Raw genomic sequence first — 19,312 nt, 5'->3', positions numbered from 1 at the left:
AATTTATGGACGAAAAGAGGAAACAACTTTTTCAGAGCTTAGAGCAAAAAATCCTTTCGTTGAGAAACGAAAAGGGCATGTGGACTGGACGTTTGTCGAGTAGTGCTTTGTCAACAGCTCTTGCTGTTTTTGCTTTGTGTCAATTCGATAAAGAAAAATATAGGAGCGAAATTGATCAAGGGCTTTCGTGGCTTATAGCTAATAGAAATCCAGACGGTGGCTGGGGTGATACCATTAGAAGTCAGAGTAATTTAAGTACAACACTTTTGACATGGGCTACTTTTTCTATAGTTAATGGAGAAAAGGGCTTTCAAGAACCCATTCAGGATGCTGAAATCTGGTTGAAAAGACGAGTGGGAAGCTTGGACCCTGAAGCAATTAGTGAAGCCATATTAGACCATTATAAAAGCGATCAAACTTTTTCCGTTCCTATATTGGCCATGTGTGCCATTTCTGGACGATTGGGTGAGAAAGGATGGAAATTGGTTCCTCAACTGCCTTATCATCTGGCTATTTTTCCAAATCGCCTGTTTCGATGGCTTAACCTCTCCGTGGTGAGTTATGCCATTCCAGCTCTAATTGCTATTGGCTTAGTTAAAAGTCAGAATTCGAATAAGGGTGTTTTTCGTCGAATTGTTAGAGCCGCTTGTAGAAAAAGAGTTTTAAATGTGCTTAAGGCAAAACAGCCTGATAATGGTGGCTTTTTAGAGGCAACACCCCTAACAGCTTTTGTTTTAATGAGTCTGGTTAAGGCGAATTATCACGAGCTTGAAGTTTGTGATAAAGCAAGTCAATTTTTAGCTCAGTCTATTCGAGAAGATGGGAGTTGGCCAATCGATACGAATCTATCCACATGGGTAAGTAGTTTGTCTCTGAATGCTTTGAGTTCGGAATCTTTGGCAAAACTGGATAATAAGGCTGAAATCAAAATAAACCTAATAGAACAACAATATAAAGTGGTTCATCCGTTTACCAAAATCAAACCTGGTGGTTGGGCCTGGACGAATCTACAAGGTGGTGTACCAGATACTGATGATACATCGGGGGCCTTAATAGCTTTGCATCACCTCAATAAAGATGAGGATATTTCTTTGGATGTTGTGAAAAATGGCATCCACTGGCTGATGGGCATGCAAAATAGCGATGGTGGATTCCCAACCTTTTGTAAGGGTTGGGGGAAATTACCTTTCGATAGCTCATGTCCCGATATCACGGCTCATGCGATTAAATCATTTGTTGTTTGGAAAGAACGATTTGATAAAAAGTTCCAAAAGAAAATTGATAAAAGAATAAAGAAAGCGATTGCCTATTTAGGCAAAGCGCAGTATCGCGATGGATCGTTTGCACCGCTTTGGTTTGGAAACGAACTGGCCGAACATCATCAAAACCCTGTTTATGGAACTTCTATCGTTCTATATAGTCTTTCAGATCTTAAAAAGGCTGGCTACTCAGGACTAAATTCTATGATGGAGAAAGCCATTCGCTTTTTAGCTATGGTTCAACATCACCATGGAGGATGGGGGGCTGATAAAGATTTGCCACCAAGTATAGAGGAAACCTCTTTGGCACTTAGAGCCATGGCAGCTTGTGGTAAGACAAGTTTGGCTAATCGTGCAGCTGACTGTTTAATGAAGATTATTCCAGAAAATCTGGACGACATTAAAGCGACACCAATCGGGCTTTATTTTGCCTCGCTTTGGTATTACGAAGATATGTACCCTTTGGTGTTTGCTTGTGCAGCACTTAAGGAGTTGGAGTAAAGAAAAAAGGGAAAAGATGTTTAAGTCTTTTCCCTTTTTCTTTTTTACTGTCTCGTCCTGATATAGCCTTACACAAAAAGCAGAAGAAAATCACATAAATTAAAGGATTTTCATAACTATCAAAATTTCTGTAAATTTTGTCATTATGCGAATATGGCTTAGGCATAGAATTCGGTACATGATATCCCAAGCTTAAATTGGTTTTTAGATGAGTGTAAAATAAAAGAAAAAGTTTCACTTTTGATATAAATATTTGTTTATTGAAACTATTTATTTAACTTCACATAAGGAATTACAAGTAAGAAGAGAGGATGACACTAAAAGGAGATATATCAAAATCTGAACATATTGATTGGAGATACATTCCAATTACTATTCAAAAGCTAGAATTGGATAAGAAATACAAAATAGCTCTAATTGTTGCTTTTGGATGTTTTTTTGGTCTTAGATTAAAGAGCATATTAACTCTTCGTTGGGAGGATGTCCTTAATAAGGAATCTTTCGAAATAAAAGATAAAAGCAAGGTCAGGACCATCTTTATCGTAGATGATATTCGAAATCTCATTCGTAGGATTTATATCAAATTGGGGTCTGCAGAGCTGGATCAATATATATTTTTAAACAACAGTGGCAAGCAGGTTTTGTCCTCACAATATGTCAATAAGCAAGTCAAATTGCTTTTTACAAAGTATGAAATACCTTATCAGAATCTTTCGTCCGATAGTTTTTTAAAAACTTTTTGTATTAAATATTTAGAATTGAAAGATTTTACAAGCGAAGCTAAAAGGTGGATATCAAAAATACTAGGGCATGGCTCCTGGACCATTACGGCCCAATTTTTAGGCTACTCAAATGATTCAGAGGATAAGGACAATTATAACGCTTTTTCTATGGATATGGATTTTTAATATGACAATGAAGTATTGAAAATATGTGCAATTATTAACCCAATATAATTTTATAGTAAAAATAAACCTAATTATTAATCAATTTATAAAACTTTAAAATGGAAACTGTATTAATCATTATCTTTATCGTAATCGCAATATTATTTTTCTTCTTATCGATGATTATTGTCAACCAGAAGGAGGCTAAAATTATGCAACGCTTAGGCAAGTTTCATTCTGTACGTCGAGCGGGTATCAGTTTTAGAATTCCACTTATCGATCAGGTTGCAGGGATTCAGAATTTACAAATTCAAGAACTACGTGTTCCTGTAGAAACCATTACTCAAGATAAAGTGACTTTGAAAATTGAAGTGGCTATTCAGTACCTTATTAAGGCTGATATGGAGAGTATTCAGAATTCTTTTTACGAGCTTGCAGACTCTACTTCGCAGATTGAATCCTTTGTTTTTGACGCTGTTAGAGCTGAAGTGCCCAAGATGGAATTGGATATGGTTTACGAAAATAAAGACCATATTGCCAACACAGTAATGGAAGGTCTTAACTCTTTATTATCCAATTACGGATTTGATATCAAAAAAACTTTAGTCGTAGATATTTTACCTGACGCTAAAGTTGTAGGTGCCATGAATGCCATTAATGAGCAGAAAAGACTTAGACAAGCTGCTGAAGAAAAAGGTGAAGCTGATAAAATCTTAATTATCAAAGCGGCTGAAGCTGAAAAAGAAAGTAAAAAATTACAAGGTGAAGGTGTAGCATTACAACAAATGGCTGTTTTAAAAGGGCGTGAAAAGGCGATTAAAGATTTAACGGTTGGTACTAATATGCAAATTAAAGATGCTACTGAGTTAGTAATGAAACTTATTGATCAGGATACGCTAATCAGCATGGGGGAGAAGAATAAAAATGTCATTTTCATGACCTCTGATATTGGCATAAAAGGACAAGTGATGGAGGCTATGGTTGGGGCAGATATTGTTTCTAATCATCAGAAAAATTAAAGCTAGAATCATAAATAGATATTATTAAAAATAATGCCCTCTTGCTAAATTGTGAGAGAGCATTTTCAGAGATATATGTTGGAGTTGCTCCTGTACGATTAGTTTTGTTTGTATCGTCTGGTTTTGAATTTAGCTTCTAAGGAACGTGATACCAGCGAAATCTAGTTGACCTAATTGTTACACGATTGGAGATTTGCAGATATGAGGAAATGGCAAATCACTGATTGAGGGTACTTCCCTAAGTTTTTGGAAAGACTCAGATAAAACGCAGGGGAGCCTGTGAATTAAATAGAAGGACATAAAAAAAGCCCAAACTCTTTTGTGGAGAATGGGCCATATGTTCTAAAAGGCAAGACTTGCTTTTAGTCTTTCTACTTTTTCAAGATTTTATCAGCAATTACCTTAGCGTCTCGGCAATATTTGTCATCACCTTGTAATTGCCATTCGCCGGTTTTTTCAATATAAAATCTAACTGTTTTTTCTACAACTTCTGCATAACCACCATAAGATGTTAACATTTCAAGCACCTCTTCATTATACTCAGCTCTGCTTATTTCATCTGATAACACCATGCTCCAGCGTTTATTAATACGTTTAGATTTTTCCTTGTAGATTGGGTCTATCGTTTTATAAGCCATTAAAAAAAGTGAAAGCGCTTTCGCTTCTGTTGATGGTCTTGATGATAATTTTGTCATACTCTGTGTAATGTATTAAAATAAGTAGCTAAATGTAGTTTAGTAATATCATTCGATTATTTTTCCATGGGTCGTTTCGCACAACTTATTAATATGTCGAACTAAATGATGCTCTAGTACCATCAAATAAGTGGCATAGCAACACCTTATTATAAACAGTGCAAATTTATGAAAATAAGTTTGTAAACAAGATCTAATGAATACCTAAGACTATAAGCCTTGGAAAAAATACAAAGTATCTGCATACAAAAGCATGTTGCTAGAACCATTACGTCAAGCAAAATTTCCTACCTCTACTTTTAAAAAAAAGAGCGGAATTTTAATGACTTGAAAATGCGATTCGTTTTAATCAAAAAAAATCATATTTGATAAGCGTCCTAAGTACTTCTTCGTATGAATTGTTTTTCCCTTGGGAAAATATCGGCTTACAAAAGGGCAGTTTTGATGTTAATTTGGTCTTAGTTGCACTCGAGTACATATTGAGCCGTATCTCTGCTTTTCTGTTCCAGTAGTATGTTGCGCCCTTCTGTCATTTGATTTATCGAATCGCTATCGTAATGACGAATGGTGATCAATTCCAAATTATCATTATATCTAACTTCGTAATTTTCCTTCAACGATTCAATCAGCTTGTCGATATTCTTACTGTTATCAACGCACAGTGAGAAACTAATGGCTGAGTTCTGAGTCAAGTTTACTTTTAAACGATGTTTAGCTATCATTGAAAAAATCGGACCTAGGTTTTCCTCAATAACAAAGGAATAATCTTTTGGACGAATCGAGATCAATCTTTGATCTTTTTTCTGAATGAAAATTGGAATTTTAGCAGACTTTTCAATTGAAGCTTCACTTACAAGTGTTCCTTGATCAAAGAAGTTGATGAAAGAACGGACATGCATGGGTATGTTCTTTTCTCGAATGGGCTGAATTGTTTTTGGGTGAATAACCTTAGCTCCGAAAAAAGCAAGTTCAATAGCTTCCTGATACGAGATACGTTTAAGCTGTTTTGCATCAGGTAACCATTTGGGATCAGCATTCATCACTCCAGGAACATCTTTGAGAATAGAAACTTCGCGAGCATCTAGAATATTAGCAAGAATTGCAGCTGTATAATCTGAACCCTCCCGGCCTAAAGTTGTCGTTAGATTGGAACTGGTTCCTCCAATAAAACCTTGAGTAATATAAATAAAGGTATCTTGAAAAGTAAAAGCAGTAGGGATTAATTGTCTTGATAGCTCCCAATCAACTTTTGCCTCTCCAAAAGTATCGTTCGTTTTCAAATATCTTCGGATATCAACCCATTGGTTTTTCACACCTTTTTGTCGTAGGTATTCAGATATAATTGTAGTCGATAAAAGTTCTCCATAGGCTACAATCTGATCGTATTCAAACTCATAATTTAGTGATGCCGGTTTTTGAAGATAGGCATTTAGATCATTGAATAAAACATCAATTTTTGCGACAGATAATGTGTTCTCTTTTGAGAACAAAGCTTTTATTATATCGAAATGATAGGCCTTTACTTCTTCAAATTGCTTTTGAACCAAATCATTTTTCTTGTGAAAGAAATTATCTGCGATTTGTTCCAGAGCATTGGTGGTTTTCCCCATGGCTGAAACAACAATTAGGCTCTCGTTCTTATACGATTGTACAATCTTAAAGAAATTTTGAACACCTTCTGCCGAGTTTACCGAGGCTCCCCCGAATTTAAAAACATCCATTCTTATCCTTATTAAATCTTAAAATAAAAAAAAACGATAATCATAAAGATTATCGATATATGAAAGTAGTAAATAAACTGCAGAGGGAAACTCATCTTGTGTTTTTTTAACAGAAATCTTCGTCGCACACGTTTGAAATAAGCTTTAGGAGGTTTAATAAAATAAATTAACTTTATGGCACCAAACAAGACCAAACCAAAAGCCAAAAAAAATGACTGAACACAATAACGTTCAAACTCTGAATCAATTCATTATTCAGCGTCAGGCTGATTATCCTAACGCTTCAGGAGAATTATCACGTTTGCTACATCACCTTGGGATTGCATCTAAAATTGTTAACCGTGCCGTAAATAAAGCAGGTTTAGTTGATGTTTTAGGCGCCCATGGAGATCAAAATGTACAGGGTGAGGACCAACAGAAATTAGATGTTTTTGCAGATAATCATTTCATAAATGCAATGAGAGCAAGTGGTGAATGTGCTGCAATTGCTTCTGAAGAAAATGAAGAAATTATCATTTTTGATGATGAAATGGGACGTAACGCCAAGTACGTTTTTTGTATGGATCCTCTTGATGGTTCATCAAATATTGACGTGAATGTTTCGATAGGAACAATCTTTTCCATCTACCTTCGAGTAAGTAAAAAAGGAGAATTGCCAACAAAAGAAGATTTCTTGCAAGAAGGAACCAAGCAGGTTGCAGCAGGATATGTGATTTATGGATCATCGACTATGCTTGTTTATACAACAGGTAATGGTGTAAATGGATTTACGCTTGATCCTTCAATTGGCGAATTCTGTCTTTCGCATCCTAATATCAAGACGCCTAAAAATGGAAACATCTATTCCATTAACGAAGGGAATTATATTAATCTTCCTGCAGGTGTAAAAAAGTACATTAAGTACTGTCAGGAAGATGATACAAAGACGAATCGTCCTTATACATCTCGATACATTGGATCCTTAGTAGCCGATTTTCACAGAAACTTATTGAAGGGTGGGATCTTTATCTACCCTAATACCAGCAAAAATAGTAACGGAAAGTTGCGTTTGCTTTATGAATGCAATCCTATTGCATTTATTGCTGAACAGGCGGGTGGTAAAGCAACAGATGGGACTGGTCGTATTTTAAAGATCAAGCCTGAGTCTATTCATCAGCGTGTTCCTTTTTATACAGGATCTCTTAATATGGTGAAGAAGGCTGAAGATTTTTTAGACTTTTTTAATAATATCTAATACTTTTTAGATTGAAAAAATAGAGAAAGCAGAGCAAATTTACAGCTCTGCTTTTTTTTGTGAGGTTAACTGGCTTATGCTATAATTTGATACAATTATCTATTCCCAAACAATTTCCTTAAATTTGTGAGCATTACAAAAAAGGAGAAACATTGGAATTAAATCAGATTATCAACTTATTTAATGAGCATCCCGCTCGTTATACTATCCAGAAATTTTTAGAACAGGAATCTCAAAATAAGGTTCATATAAAGGGCTTGCAAGGTTCATTCTTGGCAGTTTTAGCAGCTTCGTTACCTAATGATAATAGAGCTCAAGTCTTTGTTTTGAACGATAAAGAAGAGGCAGCTTATTTCTACAATGATCTGTGTACTCTGATTGATGATAAACAAGTTTTATACTTTCCATCATCCTTTAAGCGATCGGCTCAATACGAAACGACTGATAATTCGAATGTAATTCTTCGTGCTGAGGTTTTAAATCGTCTGCTTTCTAATCAGTATCCAAGTTATATTGTGACTTTCCCTGAGGCTATAGCTGAAAAGGTGATTAGTCAGGAACAGTTGGAGGAAAATACACTGAAGATTTCAGTTGGAGAGAGATTGTCTCCTGAGTTTATCGAAGAGGTATTAGTTGATTACAAATTTGAGAGAGCCGACTTTGTCGTTGAACCAGGGCAATATTCCATCCGTGGTTCGATTATCGATATTTTCTCTTTTTCGGATGAATACCCATATCGTATTGACTTTTTTGGAGAGGAAGTGGATTCAATTCGCTTGTTCGATGTCGAGAATCAGTTATCAAAAGACAAGATGAAGACGGTTGATATCATTCCTAATATTCAAGAGAATTTGAATGATGAGGCTCGAATTTCTTTTTTCAAATTCTTACCTAAGAATTCTATTTGCTGGATTAAGAATGTTGCCTTTATCGCAGACAGAATCAATTCGATTTTTGCAAAGACAATTGAAAAGAAAGCTTATATTGAGTTTGGTGAGGATAGAGTTGCCGCTCAAGATTATTTAATTCAAGGGGCTGATTTTATTGATCAGGTTAATGCTTTTAAGGGTTTGGAATTCGGGCAGAAGTTTTATTTTCCAGCCGAAAACATGATTCAATTCAACCAAAGCCCACAGCCAGCTTTCAATAAGAATTTTGATTTGCTGGGTCAAGAGTTATTAAATAATAATGCCAAAGCTTTTGAGAATTATATCTTTTCTGATAATCCAAAACAGATAGAACGTATTCACAATATTTTTGAGGATAAAGGTATTGAAGTCATTTTTACTGACGTGAATCGAACTTTACATCAGGGTTTTTCAGATTCTGATCTTAGGATAGCTTGTTATACCGATCATCAAATTTTTGACAGACATCATAAGTTCAAATTAAAAAATGCAACGGTTCATAAAGCCAAAGAAACAGTTACCTTAAAAGAAATAAATCGACTTCATCCAGGCGATTTTATAGTGCATTCCGATCATGGTATTGGCCGTTTTGGTGGTTTGCAGCGTATCGAAACAAATGGGAAATCACAGGAAGTTATTCGCTTAGTGTATAAGGATGATGATATTCTTTTTGTAAGTCTCCATTCTTTGCATAAAATATCAAAGTATAAAGGCAAAGATGGTAGTGCTCCCAAAATCTATAAACTGGGAACAGGTGCCTGGCAAAAGCTGAAAGATAAAACCAAGACTAAGATTAAGGACATTGCTAAGGATCTGATTCTACTTTATTCAAAACGGAAAGCAGAACAAGGATTCCAGTTTAGTCCTGACAGTTATATGCAGCAGGAGCTCGAGGCTTCTTTTATATATGAGGATACTCCAGATCAGGTTAAGGCAACTCAATCGGTGAAAGAAGGAATGGAATCGCCTTTCCCTATGGATAGATTGGTTTGTGGGGATGTTGGTTTTGGGAAAACTGAGATTGCGATACGGGCTGCATTCAAAGCGGTTGCCGATAATAAGCAGGTTGCTATTCTTGTGCCAACAACCATTCTTGCATTTCAACACTTTAAAACTTTTAGCGATCGATTGAAGGATTTTCCTTGTCGAATTGATTATATCTCTCGAATGAGAAAACCTAAGGATCAGAAAGAGATTCTTAAAGATTTAAAGACAGGTAAAATTGATATTTTAATTGGAACACATCGAATTATTGGTAAAGATATTCAGTTTAAGGATATGGGTTTATTAGTCGTTGATGAGGAGCAGAAGTTTGGCGTTTCAGTAAAAGAGAAGTTGAAGCAAATGAAAGTTAATGTGGATACTTTAACTTTAACGGCTACGCCTATTCCGCGTACGCTTCAGTTTTCACTGATGGGAGCTCGTGATTTATCTATTATTAATACGCCTCCTCCAAATCGCTACCCTATTGCCACTGAAATTCATAATTTTAACGAAGATATCATTCGAGAAGCCATTACTTACGAGGTTGAACGAAATGGTCAAGTCTTTTTTATTCATAACAGGGTTCAGAATATTCATGAGGTGGAAGCGATGTTGCATCGCGTGGTTCCGGGTATTTCAACCATTGTAGCTCATGGGCAAATGGATGGTCCGAAATTGGAAAAGATTATGCTTGAGTTTATTCGAGGTGATTACGATGTATTAATTGCGACGACCATTATCGAATCGGGTCTTGATATCCCAAATGCAAATACCATTATCATTAATAATGGACAGAATTTTGGATTGAGTGAATTGCACCAGTTGCGTGGTCGAGTGGGTCGATCAAATAAAAAAGCGTTCTGTTATTTGCTGACTCCACCAATGGGGTCAATGACTCAGGAAGCTCGTCAACGCTTGAGTGCTATTGAGAGTTTTTCTGAGCTGGGAAGTGGTTTTAATATTGCGATGCAAGATTTGGATATTCGTGGAGCTGGTAATCTTTTGGGTGGAGAACAAAGTGGTTTTATCTCTGATATTGGTTACGAAACTTATCAGCGAATTCTTAATGAGGCTATCCTGGAGCTTAAGGAAACGGAGTTTAAAGATGTATTTGAAGAAGAAAAAGCTCAAGAAGTCGGTGAAATAAAGCGTTTTATTGCAGATTGTCAGATTGATACTGATTTGGAAATTCTATTCCCTGAGTCATATATAGAAAGCATATCTGAGCGTATTCGTTTGTATCGTGAGTTAGATAATATTCAAAGCGAAGAAGAAATTGAAACTTTTGCGATTCAACTAAAAGATAGGTTTGGTGAAATACCCGAAGCATCTATTGAGTTGCTTAATGTTGTTCGATTAAGATGGTTTGCTCTGGATTTGGGTATTGAGAAGTTGATTCTTAAATCGAAAAAAATGGTGCTATATTTCGTGAACGACCATCAGTCGGCCTATTATCAGTCTCCACAGTTTTCAAAAGTACTTGCTTTTGTGCAATCACAAGCTTTGCCTTGTAAAATGAAGGAGGCGAAACATAGGTTAAGTTTGAGTTTTGAGAACGTAAGAAGCATTAAACATGCAACGGAGGTTTTGTCCACATTTTCAGAACCAGTAACTTTGTAAGAAGATATGAATTTAATTATTGATATAGGAAACACGCAAACAAAATATGCACTCTTTGATAATGAAGAGATGCTTGAATTTTGTGTGTCTCAATTTCAGGATGTTGCTTTGATTGAAGAATGGCAAAATAAATATGCAAGATTGAGTGCGGCCATTGTATCATCAGTACAGGGGAAGCCTAATGACTTCCTCTATATTTTGAGATCCAAATTTTCTCGATTGATTTTTTTCGATCAGAATACACCAACCCCTTTGGAGAACCTTTATGAATCAAAAGAAACTCTGGGGTATGATCGCTTAGCCGCTTGCGTGGGGGCTAATGCAATATGCCCTCATGTAAATCTCCTAGTAATTGATGCAGGTACTGCAATGACTTTCGATTTTGTTAGTGCCGAAAATCAATATTTAGGAGGAACAATTTCTCCAGGCTTAAGTATGAGATTTAAAGCACTTAACACATTTACCAAGAAATTACCCTTGCTCGAAAAATCTGATTCTTTTGATTTAATAGGGAAGAATACAATACAAGCAATTACCTCTGGGGTTCAGAATAGTATGCTTTTTGAAATAGATACTTATATCAATCAGCTAAAAGAAAAATACCCTGATGCCAGAATCTTTCTAACAGGAGGCGATTCGAATTTTATATCTTCGAAATTGAATAATAAGGTTTTTTTAAGTAATGAGCTTTTATTGAGTGGATTAAATTCTATTCTTAATTATAATAATTCCTAATATCGAGATTATTCGATAAGGTTTTGCAGCTTGTTAATTTATTTATAGTTTTGCACTTGTCAGAATTTTGAGATCTCTAGGCTGCCAGTGATACTATCTTCTGTTAAGTTTTTTTAACTATTAGATATTGAAAATGGTATATGCTTTGCCATGGGATTAATTATATTTAAAATCATTAAAGTATTTTTTGACACAATAACTAACTAGATATAAAATATCATGAAAACTAGACTTACAATCCTAACAGCTCTCTTATTACTTTCGACAATGTTCGGGGTAAACGCCCAGACCAAAGAGTCGAAGTATGGAGTAGATAGTGCAAAAACAATTTTGAGTGCCTCTCTTTATGGTGAGATGGTAAAGCAAAAAAATTATAAAGAAGCTCTTCCTAGTTGGAGATATATTTTTAATAATGCACCTAAATTTCAAAGATCAACTTATTCAAAGGGTGTGGATATCATGCGTGGCATGTACTATGCAACTAAGGATAAAAAATATATTGATACTCTGATGATGGTTTACGATCAGAGAATTAAATATTTTGGAGTTCACAAAACGTACAATGAAGCATGGATTCTAGGACGTAAAGGTGGTGACTTATTTGCTTTCAATAAGAATAATATGGCTTCAATTAAAGAAGCTTATAATATTATGAAGAAGTCAATTGCAATGGGTGGTTTAGATACTGAAGCTGCAGTTGTTAATAAAACAATGGAAGCTGGCAAGCTTTTAGTGATGGCTGGTGAATTAGCTCCTGATCTAGTAATCGATGATTACTTAGCATTCATGGATCTTTTGAAAGCTCAAATTGAGAAGTATCCTAAGAAGGCTGAAAATATAAAAGGAGCTATTGTTAATGTTGAGAATGATTTCTTTGCTGCTGGTGTAGCTGACTGTGAAACTTTAAGTAGTATTTTCACTCCTAAGTTTGAAGCTAATCCTAAGGATATGGTTTTGATCGACAAGATTATGAAGATGTTGAACCGTCAGGAGTGTGAAGATGGTGCCTTATATGCAAAAGTAGCTGAGCAAAAATACAGACTTGAGCCAAGTGCTGATGCAGCTCATGACTTAGCTAAAATGTTTATTAAGAAAAAGCAATTCTCTAAGAGTAAGGAATATATTCAGAAGTCAATTGAATTAGAAGGGGATGCTGAAGTTAAAGCAGATCTTCATTTTAAATTGGGAAGTATCCTTCTTATGGAAAACAACTTAGTTGATTCTAAAAAGAATGCTTTAGATGCTATTAAAAATAAACCAAATTTGGGTAATGCATACCTGCTAATTGGTAAGTGTTATGCTGCTGCTAGTAAAGATTTTCCTGGTAAATTGCACGAGAAGCAAGCTTTATACTGGGTAGCTGTAGATAAGTTTATGAAAGCGAAAAGCGTTGATCCTGAATGTGCTGTTGAAGCGAATAAATTGATTCAGACTTATTCAAAGTATTTCCCAGCTAAAGAAGAAGCATTTATGCAAGGTCTTAAAGAAGGAGAAACTTACAAAATCGGTTCTTGGATTAATGAAACAACAAAAATCAGACTAAACGAGTAATTTGTTGAAATGTGCCGTGAAATAAATTTCAATGGCAACTTCCATGTGGCAAGAGACATGAAATTATAGACACATGAAAAAAAAGATTCAAATAGAACTTATATATAAAAGCATTGTTGCCCTATTGGGGGCGACAATGCTTTTGTCTTGTGAAAACAGTATTAAAGAAGTTGAAAGTATAACAGCTGAAGAAACTCGACCCGAAATTTATGGTGAAAATGTAGAATTCACTTTTACCGATTCAACTCGAATTCAGTATAAGGCATATGCTATTGAATTTTTGGAGATCAAAACAGAAGAAGAAGTTTATAAAGAATTTCCTAAAGGAGGTAATGTAATTTCATATAATGAAGATGGTTCTCAAGCTTGGAATATCAAATCTAATTATGCGAAATTCATGGATGATGAACAGCTGTGGGAACTTCGAAATGATGTTGTTGCTGTTAGTGATGATGGCAAAACCATAAACAGTGAACTTATGTATTGGGATCAGAAAAAGCAAACAATTTATTCTGACCAATATGTTCGAATTACCGAAGAGGATGGTCAAATGATAGAAGGAGATAGTTTTACTGCCGATGACAAATTAAATCAAATATTATTGAGTCGAGTTAGCGGTGAAGTTTTTCTCGAAGACAAGAACTTAAAAAAATAGGAGCTTCAACTGAGCTTTATAAAATTACTTACAGATAAGATGTAAGTAATTTTTTTTTTTTCAGAGGTTTTTATTTTAGATCAAAATCTCCATCTTTAAATGTACTTTCGCAGGGTAGATAAACGAGTATCTTAAAGTTTAAAATAAAAGATGAAAAAAAAAATGCCTTTCCTTCTAGAAATTATCTGGTTACTTGTTGCTATTTTTAGTATCCTGTTTGCTATTGTTAGAACCTACAATTTTGGGTTTAAAGAAAATATCATGTTGTATGTTGTTACAATGCTTGCATGTTTAATGTATGGATCTCGCCGATATCTACGAAAAACGAGAGAAGCCATAAATCAAGATAGAAAATAATGAACAACCTCTTTATTATTCTAGCCATGTTGGCTCTTTCTGCATTTTTCTCTGGTATGGAAATTGCTTTTATTGCTGCCAATAAGTTGAGAATGGAACTTGATAGGAGTAAGAATACGGTGACCTCCCGGATCATCAATGTTTTTACGAGTCATCCGAGTCATTATATTTCTACTATGTTGGTAGGGAATAATATCGCCTTGGTTGTTTATGGTATCATGATGGCAAAAATTCTTGAACCAACGATAGCCTTGTGGGTCGAATCAGAGTTGTTTATAATGACGTTACAGACCCTTTTCTCTACCTTCTTGATTCTTTTTACAGCCGAGTTTTTACCAAAAACACTTTTCAGATTAAATCCCAACTTCTCTCTGAACTTTTTTGCGGTGCCAGTCATGTTTTTTTATGTCATTTTTTATCCAGTTACAGTGGTAATAATGATGTTTTCTAAGAGCATAATTAGTCGAGTCTTAAATACTGATATTACAGAAGAGGCAGAGTCTCGTGCTTTTGGTAAAGTTGATTTAGATCATTTGGTTCAGGAGGGACAGGATAGGCAGACAGTAATGGAAGATGAGGAACATAATATGAAGCTTTTCAGAAATGCATTGGATTTCTCTAACGTGAAATTGCGTGAGTGTTTTGTGCCTCGAACAGAAATTGAAGCGATGGAGATTGGTGGTGAAATCCAAGAATTGACACAGCGATTTATTGAAACAGGATATTCTCGTATCATGATATATAAAGAATCTATCGATAATATCATTGGGTATGTGCATTCATCAGTCCTTTTTAGAAATCCACAGAGTATAAAAGCAGCATTAAGTCGTGTTTTAATTGTACCAGAAACGATGGCTGCTCATAAATTATTGAAGCTATTTACCCGTGAACAAAAAAGCGTGGCTATTGTTGTTGATGAATTTGGAGGAACATCTGGCATGGTGACTATTGAGGATATTATGGAGGAAATATTCGGTGAAATTGAAGATGAGCATGATAGTATCGATCTGGTTGAAGAACAGTTGAGTGAAACTGAATTTATTTTTTCTGGTAGAATTGAGATTGACTATTTGAATGATAAGTATAGACTAGAGCTGCCAGAGTCAGATGATTTTGAAACTTTGAATGGCTTTATCATATTTAATCATGAAAGTATTCCAAGTGTTAATGAAATTATCCGAATTGAAGGATTTAAAATTCAAATTATTGAAGTTTCCAATACACGTATTAGTAAAGTAAAACTCACCCTGATCTCATAATTCATTATATTTTTTTAGATCTAAATCTGGTTTCGAGCCATTGAAATTAGGATAATGATACCTGGTCTTTTGTCATAATGTTATCTTAATATTGAGATTTTCTTATTCATTATTAGAATAATACTACTTTGATTTGTCTTCTTATTTACTAATATTTAGTTGGTTCGATATTTATCTATAAAAAGCCTAAAACCTCTTTTGAGAAAAGCCTTGTTCTTGTTCATTTTTTTGTATATTCGTAGCCTATTTTAAGAATAATTAAATCTTTTTAGATGGCAACATTACAGAAAATAAGAAACCGCGGAGTTTTTATAGGAATTATTATTGGTGGAGCCTTGTTGGCATTTATAGCCGGTGATGCCTTAAAATCGGGTGGTTCTCTTTTGACAAACTCACGAAATGAGATGGCTGAAATTGCAGGGGAGTCTGTAAATATTCGCGATTTCCAAAACAGATTCAACCACAATCTTGAAGTGACCAAATTAATGAGTGGGCAAAGCTCAATTCCCTCTGATCAGATGGATAAGATTAAAGAGCAAGTTTGGCAACAAATGGTTCAAGAGATCGTAATGAATCGTGAGTATGATGAGCTAGGAATTAGCTTAACTTCTCAGGAATTATGGGATATGGTTAGTGGTAATAATATTGATCCAACTATTCGTCAGTTGTTTACAGGTGAGAATGGACAATTCGACAAAGACAATGTTGTTAGAACGCTTAAGCAATTGATTTCTGCTCCTGACGGAACACCTCAAAAGGCTTATTGGTTGAATATCGAGGAGCAACTTATTGCACAAAGAACATTGGTTAAGTACAATACTTTGATTGCAAAAGGTCTTTATATTCCTGCCGCTTACGCCAAAAACATGGCTGGTAACGGTTCTAAGAAAGTAAGTTTCGACTATGTTGTGAAAAGTTATAATTCGATCTCTGATTCTACGGTTAACGTAACTGCTGAAGAGATTAAGGCTTATTATAAAGAAAATAAAGAGCTTTTCAAGCAAGGTGAGTCAAGAAAAATTGACTATGTTCCTTTCAATATTGAGCCATCAACTGATGACTACAAATACACTGAGAAATGGATTGCAGATATGAAAGCAGATTTCACTGCTGAAGAAAATGTAGCTCAATTCTTAGAGTTAAATTCTGATACAAAACTTAATACTTATTACTTTGCTAAGGGTGAAAATTCAAACAAAGAGCTTGATGCTTTCATGTTTGGTGGTAGTAAAGGTGATGTGTTCGGTCCTTACGATGAGAAAGATGCTTATAAACTAGCTAAGATTTCTGATATTAAAATGATGGCTGACTCGGTGAAAGCTCGTCATATTTTAATTCGTCCAGTTAATGGTGATTTCAAAGCTGCTGAAGCAAAGGCTGACAGTTTGAAGCAACTAATTAGTAAGGGTGCAAATTTTGCTGAATTGGCTAAAACTAATTCTGATGATCAAGGTTCTGCTGTTAATGGTGGTGATCTAGGATGGTTTACTCAAGGGCGTATGGTTCCTGAGTTCAATAATGCTGCTTTTTCTTCAAATAAAAACGAAGTTAAGATTGTGACTACTCAATTTGGAGCTCACCTTATTCAGGTTGTAGACTTGAGCAAGGCAGTTAAGAAAGTTCAGGTTGCTGTTCTTGATCGTAAGGTTGAAGCTAGTCAGAAAACATTTCAGGCGGCTTATGCAGCGGCTCGTAAATTTGCTGGTGAGAATCAAGATCGAGATGCTTTCTTTAAAGCCATTTCTGAGCAAAACTTAACACGTCGTGTTGCAAATCTTAAGAAGGATACAAAATTGATTCCCGGTCTTGAAAATTCAAGAGATTTAGTTCGTGCTGCATATAAAACTGAGAATATTGAATCTGTTCTTTTGAATAATGATAATTCGGCAGTATTCGAGTTTGGTGAAAAATTTGTTGTTGCTATTCTTTCTGATATCAAAGAAGAAGGATTTGCTTCTATAAATGATGTTCAGGCATCTATCGAAAGAGAAGTTAGAAAGAATAAGAAAGCTGATATGATAATCGCTTCTATGGCTAAAAATTCTGCTGGTGCTCAGTCTTTATTGTCTATAGCTCAAAAAGAAAATTTAGAAGTGAAGAATGCTGCAGATGTTTCATTCCAGTCATTCCAGATTCCTGGCGCAGGTATCGAACCTAACGTAATTGCTAATGCTAGTAATACTGAGAAAGGTAAGATTTCGGCTCCTATTAAAGGAAACCAAGGTGTTTATATGATTCTTGTAAATGATGTGAAAGAAGATGCACTTACCGAAGATGCTATTGAAGTGTTCAAGTCACGTATGAATCAGAATTACCAATATCGTACAAACTATCAGTCAATGCAAGTTCTTAGAGAAAATGCAAATATTGATGATAAGCGTTACAAATTCTATTAGTAGATAAGCTTAATATCGGGGTTTTACTCTTTATATTAAGAATATATAAAAGCGAGATGGGAAACTATCTCGCTTTTTCTGATAAAAGCCTTAGATGGCGTTTAAAATCTGCGAATAATAATTCCGATAGATTTGTTACTTTTGCCTTAATTTAAAGCTTGTTTTTAAGTTAATTGCTTTCATCACATTACAGCTTTAATAAAATTACTTGCTATGAATTTACAAGCATATTTAAGTCATGTAAAGGATTATTTCTCTCCTGAGGTGATAGGTGAAGTAAATGACGTATATGTGAAAGTAGCTAAAATTAAAGGTGATAAAGTGCCCTGGCATAATCATACCAATGAAGATGAGCTTTTTTATATTATATCGGGTACGCTTTTTATGGAAGTTGAAGGTGAAGAGTGTTTTGAGATGAAGACCGGCGATATTTATATTATTAAAAGAGGCATCAATCATCGTGTTTCTTCAACAGATGAATGTCAGATAATGCTGATTGAGAATAAAGGGACGGCTCATACTGGAGATGTTGTGTCAGAGATTACAAAGTCTACTGATCAGCAATTAAAATCGGTGTAGGCTCAATAAAGGATACTATCTCGTTTGGGGATTGTATATTAGAATAATAAAATTAAAAGACAATTAGGATATGAGTGTTTTAAAGGAATTACAGGCAAGAAGTGGTTCGGTTTGCGAACTTTGTGGTGCGACTGATAATTTAAATGTATACGAAGTGCCACCAGCAGCCAAAGAGGGTAGTGAAAAGTGCCTATTGCTTTGTTCAACCTGTTCTGAGCAATTAGAAAATCCTGATAAAGTAGATTCTAACCACTGGAGATGTTTGAATGATAGTATGTGGAGTGAGGTGCCAGCGGTTCAGGTAATGGCATGGCGTATGTTGAATAGGTTAAAAGCTGAAGGATGGCCACAGGACTTGTTGGATATGCTTTATTTAGATGAAGACACAATGGCTTGGGCTCAGGCAACAGGTGAGGGAGAAGATGATGACGATAAAGTGAAACACATCGATAGCAATGGTGCAGTTTTACAAGCTGGCGATTCAGTTGTCTTGATAAAAGACTTAAACGTAAAAGGTGGTGGATTTACAGCCAAGCGTGGTACCCATGTTCGTAATATCTCTTTGGTTCATGATAATGCTGAACAAATCGAAGGTCGTGTGAGCGGACAGATGATTGTGATTCTGACACAATATGTGAAGAAGGCTTAAGGCTCTCTGATATAAATATATTTTAAGGCGAGATGGTAAAACCATCTCGCTTTTTTGGTATGTCGGGCATGGTGATATACTAGCAGGATGTAAGTTCCTGTGTACGCCGAGTTGATAGGAAGTACTAGCGATTGGCAAGGGTGTTGTAGGTGACTACAAATCTGAAGGAAGCCATCAGCAAAGTCGATGTTCTAACGAACAGAAATCTGATATAAGGCTCAAATGGGAAGGGTAACCGAGCCATAGATTGGGAACGCCCAAAATTCAACCGTAATCCCATAGGGTAAATCAGATAGGACACGA

General features: G+C 35.3%; 14 protein-coding genes. 12 read left to right on the top strand and 2 right to left on the bottom strand.

What is annotated here, in order from left to right; translation table 11 throughout:
* Positions 1 to 5 precede the first annotated feature (5 nt).
* From DWB61_RS09345 to DWB61_RS09335, 3 genes are all read left to right on the top strand, one after another.
* Positions 6 to 1,760, top strand: coding sequence for a prenyltransferase/squalene oxidase repeat-containing protein (locus DWB61_RS09345; protein ID WP_125030642.1), 1,755 nt, complete (start codon positions 6 to 8; stop codon positions 1,758 to 1,760).
* Positions 1,761 to 2,071: 311 nt separating this feature from the next.
* Entirely contained in the window at positions 2,072 to 2,668 is a 597-nt protein-coding gene (locus DWB61_RS09340) for a tyrosine-type recombinase/integrase (protein WP_125030641.1), read from the top strand.
* A 98-nt stretch (positions 2,669 to 2,766) separates the two neighbouring features.
* A complete protein-coding gene (locus tag DWB61_RS09335) occupies positions 2,767 to 3,666 on the top strand; it encodes an SPFH domain-containing protein (protein WP_125030640.1) in 900 nt (299 codons plus the stop codon).
* A gap of 371 nt (positions 3,667 to 4,037) precedes the next feature.
* Here DWB61_RS09335 and DWB61_RS09330 read toward each other — a convergent pair whose 3' ends face one another.
* Together DWB61_RS09330 and DWB61_RS09325 are read right to left on the bottom strand one after the other, a co-directional pair.
* Positions 4,038 to 4,361: a hypothetical protein gene (locus DWB61_RS09330; protein ID WP_125030639.1), complete on the bottom strand. Its 324-nt coding sequence runs from the start codon at positions 4,359 to 4,361 to the stop codon at positions 4,038 to 4,040.
* 458 nt (positions 4,362 to 4,819) lie between these two features.
* The gene (locus DWB61_RS09325) at positions 4,820 to 6,082 is read right to left on the bottom strand and encodes an aspartate kinase (RefSeq protein WP_125030638.1); all 1,263 of its coding nucleotides are present in this window, start codon (positions 6,080 to 6,082) and stop codon (positions 4,820 to 4,822) included.
* 211 nt (positions 6,083 to 6,293) lie between these two features.
* On the opposite strand from DWB61_RS09325, the gene fbp reads away from it, so the two are divergent.
* From fbp to DWB61_RS09280, 9 genes are all read left to right on the top strand, one after another.
* Positions 6,294 to 7,316 carry a class 1 fructose-bisphosphatase gene (gene fbp, locus DWB61_RS09320; protein ID WP_125030637.1) on the top strand — a complete coding sequence of 341 codons (1,023 nt, stop codon included), beginning with the start codon at positions 6,294 to 6,296 and terminating at the stop codon, positions 7,314 to 7,316.
* A 152-nt stretch (positions 7,317 to 7,468) separates the two neighbouring features.
* Positions 7,469 to 10,828 (top strand): transcription-repair coupling factor, encoded by a 3,360-nt coding sequence (mfd, locus tag DWB61_RS09315; protein ID WP_125030636.1) that lies wholly within the window; start codon positions 7,469 to 7,471, stop codon positions 10,826 to 10,828.
* A 6-nt stretch (positions 10,829 to 10,834) separates the two neighbouring features.
* Entirely contained in the window at positions 10,835 to 11,563 is a 729-nt protein-coding gene (locus tag DWB61_RS09310) for a type III pantothenate kinase (protein ID WP_125030635.1), read from the top strand.
* A 219-nt stretch (positions 11,564 to 11,782) separates the two neighbouring features.
* A complete protein-coding gene (locus DWB61_RS09305) occupies positions 11,783 to 13,114 on the top strand; it encodes a tetratricopeptide repeat protein (protein ID WP_197091175.1) in 1,332 nt (443 codons plus the stop codon).
* Positions 13,115 to 13,187: 73 nt separating this feature from the next.
* Complete coding sequence (gene lptC / locus DWB61_RS09300) at positions 13,188 to 13,769, top strand: LPS export ABC transporter periplasmic protein LptC (protein WP_125030634.1); 582 nt, start codon at positions 13,188 to 13,190, stop codon at positions 13,767 to 13,769.
* 356 nt (positions 13,770 to 14,125) lie between these two features.
* Positions 14,126 to 15,385, top strand: a complete 1,260-nt coding sequence (locus DWB61_RS09295; RefSeq protein ID WP_125030633.1) for a hemolysin family protein — start codon at positions 14,126 to 14,128, stop codon at positions 15,383 to 15,385.
* 272 nt (positions 15,386 to 15,657) lie between these two features.
* Positions 15,658 to 17,781: a peptidylprolyl isomerase gene (locus DWB61_RS09290; protein ID WP_125030632.1), complete on the top strand. Its 2,124-nt coding sequence runs from the start codon at positions 15,658 to 15,660 to the stop codon at positions 17,779 to 17,781.
* 213 nt (positions 17,782 to 17,994) lie between these two features.
* Positions 17,995 to 18,360: a cupin domain-containing protein gene (locus tag DWB61_RS09285; RefSeq protein ID WP_125030631.1), complete on the top strand. Its 366-nt coding sequence runs from the start codon at positions 17,995 to 17,997 to the stop codon at positions 18,358 to 18,360.
* 70 nt (positions 18,361 to 18,430) lie between these two features.
* Positions 18,431 to 19,009, top strand: a complete 579-nt coding sequence (locus DWB61_RS09280; RefSeq protein ID WP_125030630.1) for a PhnA domain-containing protein — start codon at positions 18,431 to 18,433, stop codon at positions 19,007 to 19,009.
* The last annotated feature ends 303 nt before the right edge of the window (positions 19,010 to 19,312 follow it).

The organism is Ancylomarina euxina (genome assembly GCF_003863355.1).
In the GTDB taxonomy this organism is placed as follows: Bacteria; Bacteroidota; Bacteroidia; order Bacteroidales; family Marinifilaceae; genus Ancylomarina; species Ancylomarina euxinus.
Note: the sequence above shows the minus strand (reverse complement) of the source record. Positions and strands in the feature narration are given on the sequence as shown.

Excerpts from the sequence above, each read along its gene's own strand:
- DWB61_RS09310 (WP_125030635.1), top strand. The coding sequence starts at position 10,835 with ATGAATTTAATTATTGATATAGGAAACACGCAAACAAAATATGCACTC.
- fbp (WP_125030637.1), top strand. The coding sequence starts at position 6,294 with ATGACTGAACACAATAACGTTCAAACTCTGAATCAATTCATTATTCAG.
- DWB61_RS09345 (WP_125030642.1), top strand. The coding sequence starts at position 6 with ATGGACGAAAAGAGGAAACAACTTTTTCAGAGCTTAGAGCAAAAAATC.
- DWB61_RS09340 (WP_125030641.1), top strand. The coding sequence starts at position 2,072 with ATGACACTAAAAGGAGATATATCAAAATCTGAACATATTGATTGGAGA.
- DWB61_RS09305 (WP_197091175.1), top strand. The coding sequence starts at position 11,783 with ATGAAAACTAGACTTACAATCCTAACAGCTCTCTTATTACTTTCGACA.
- DWB61_RS09295 (WP_125030633.1), top strand. The coding sequence starts at position 14,126 with ATGAACAACCTCTTTATTATTCTAGCCATGTTGGCTCTTTCTGCATTT.
- DWB61_RS09285 (WP_125030631.1), top strand. The coding sequence starts at position 17,995 with ATGAATTTACAAGCATATTTAAGTCATGTAAAGGATTATTTCTCTCCT.
- DWB61_RS09335 (WP_125030640.1), top strand. The coding sequence starts at position 2,767 with ATGGAAACTGTATTAATCATTATCTTTATCGTAATCGCAATATTATTT.
- DWB61_RS09280 (WP_125030630.1), top strand. The coding sequence starts at position 18,431 with ATGAGTGTTTTAAAGGAATTACAGGCAAGAAGTGGTTCGGTTTGCGAA.
- DWB61_RS09330 (WP_125030639.1), bottom strand. The coding sequence starts at position 4,361 with ATGACAAAATTATCATCAAGACCATCAACAGAAGCGAAAGCGCTTTCA.
- DWB61_RS09290 (WP_125030632.1), top strand. The coding sequence starts at position 15,658 with ATGGCAACATTACAGAAAATAAGAAACCGCGGAGTTTTTATAGGAATT.
- DWB61_RS09325 (WP_125030638.1), bottom strand. The coding sequence starts at position 6,082 with ATGGATGTTTTTAAATTCGGGGGAGCCTCGGTAAACTCGGCAGAAGGT.
- lptC (WP_125030634.1), top strand. The coding sequence starts at position 13,188 with ATGAAAAAAAAGATTCAAATAGAACTTATATATAAAAGCATTGTTGCC.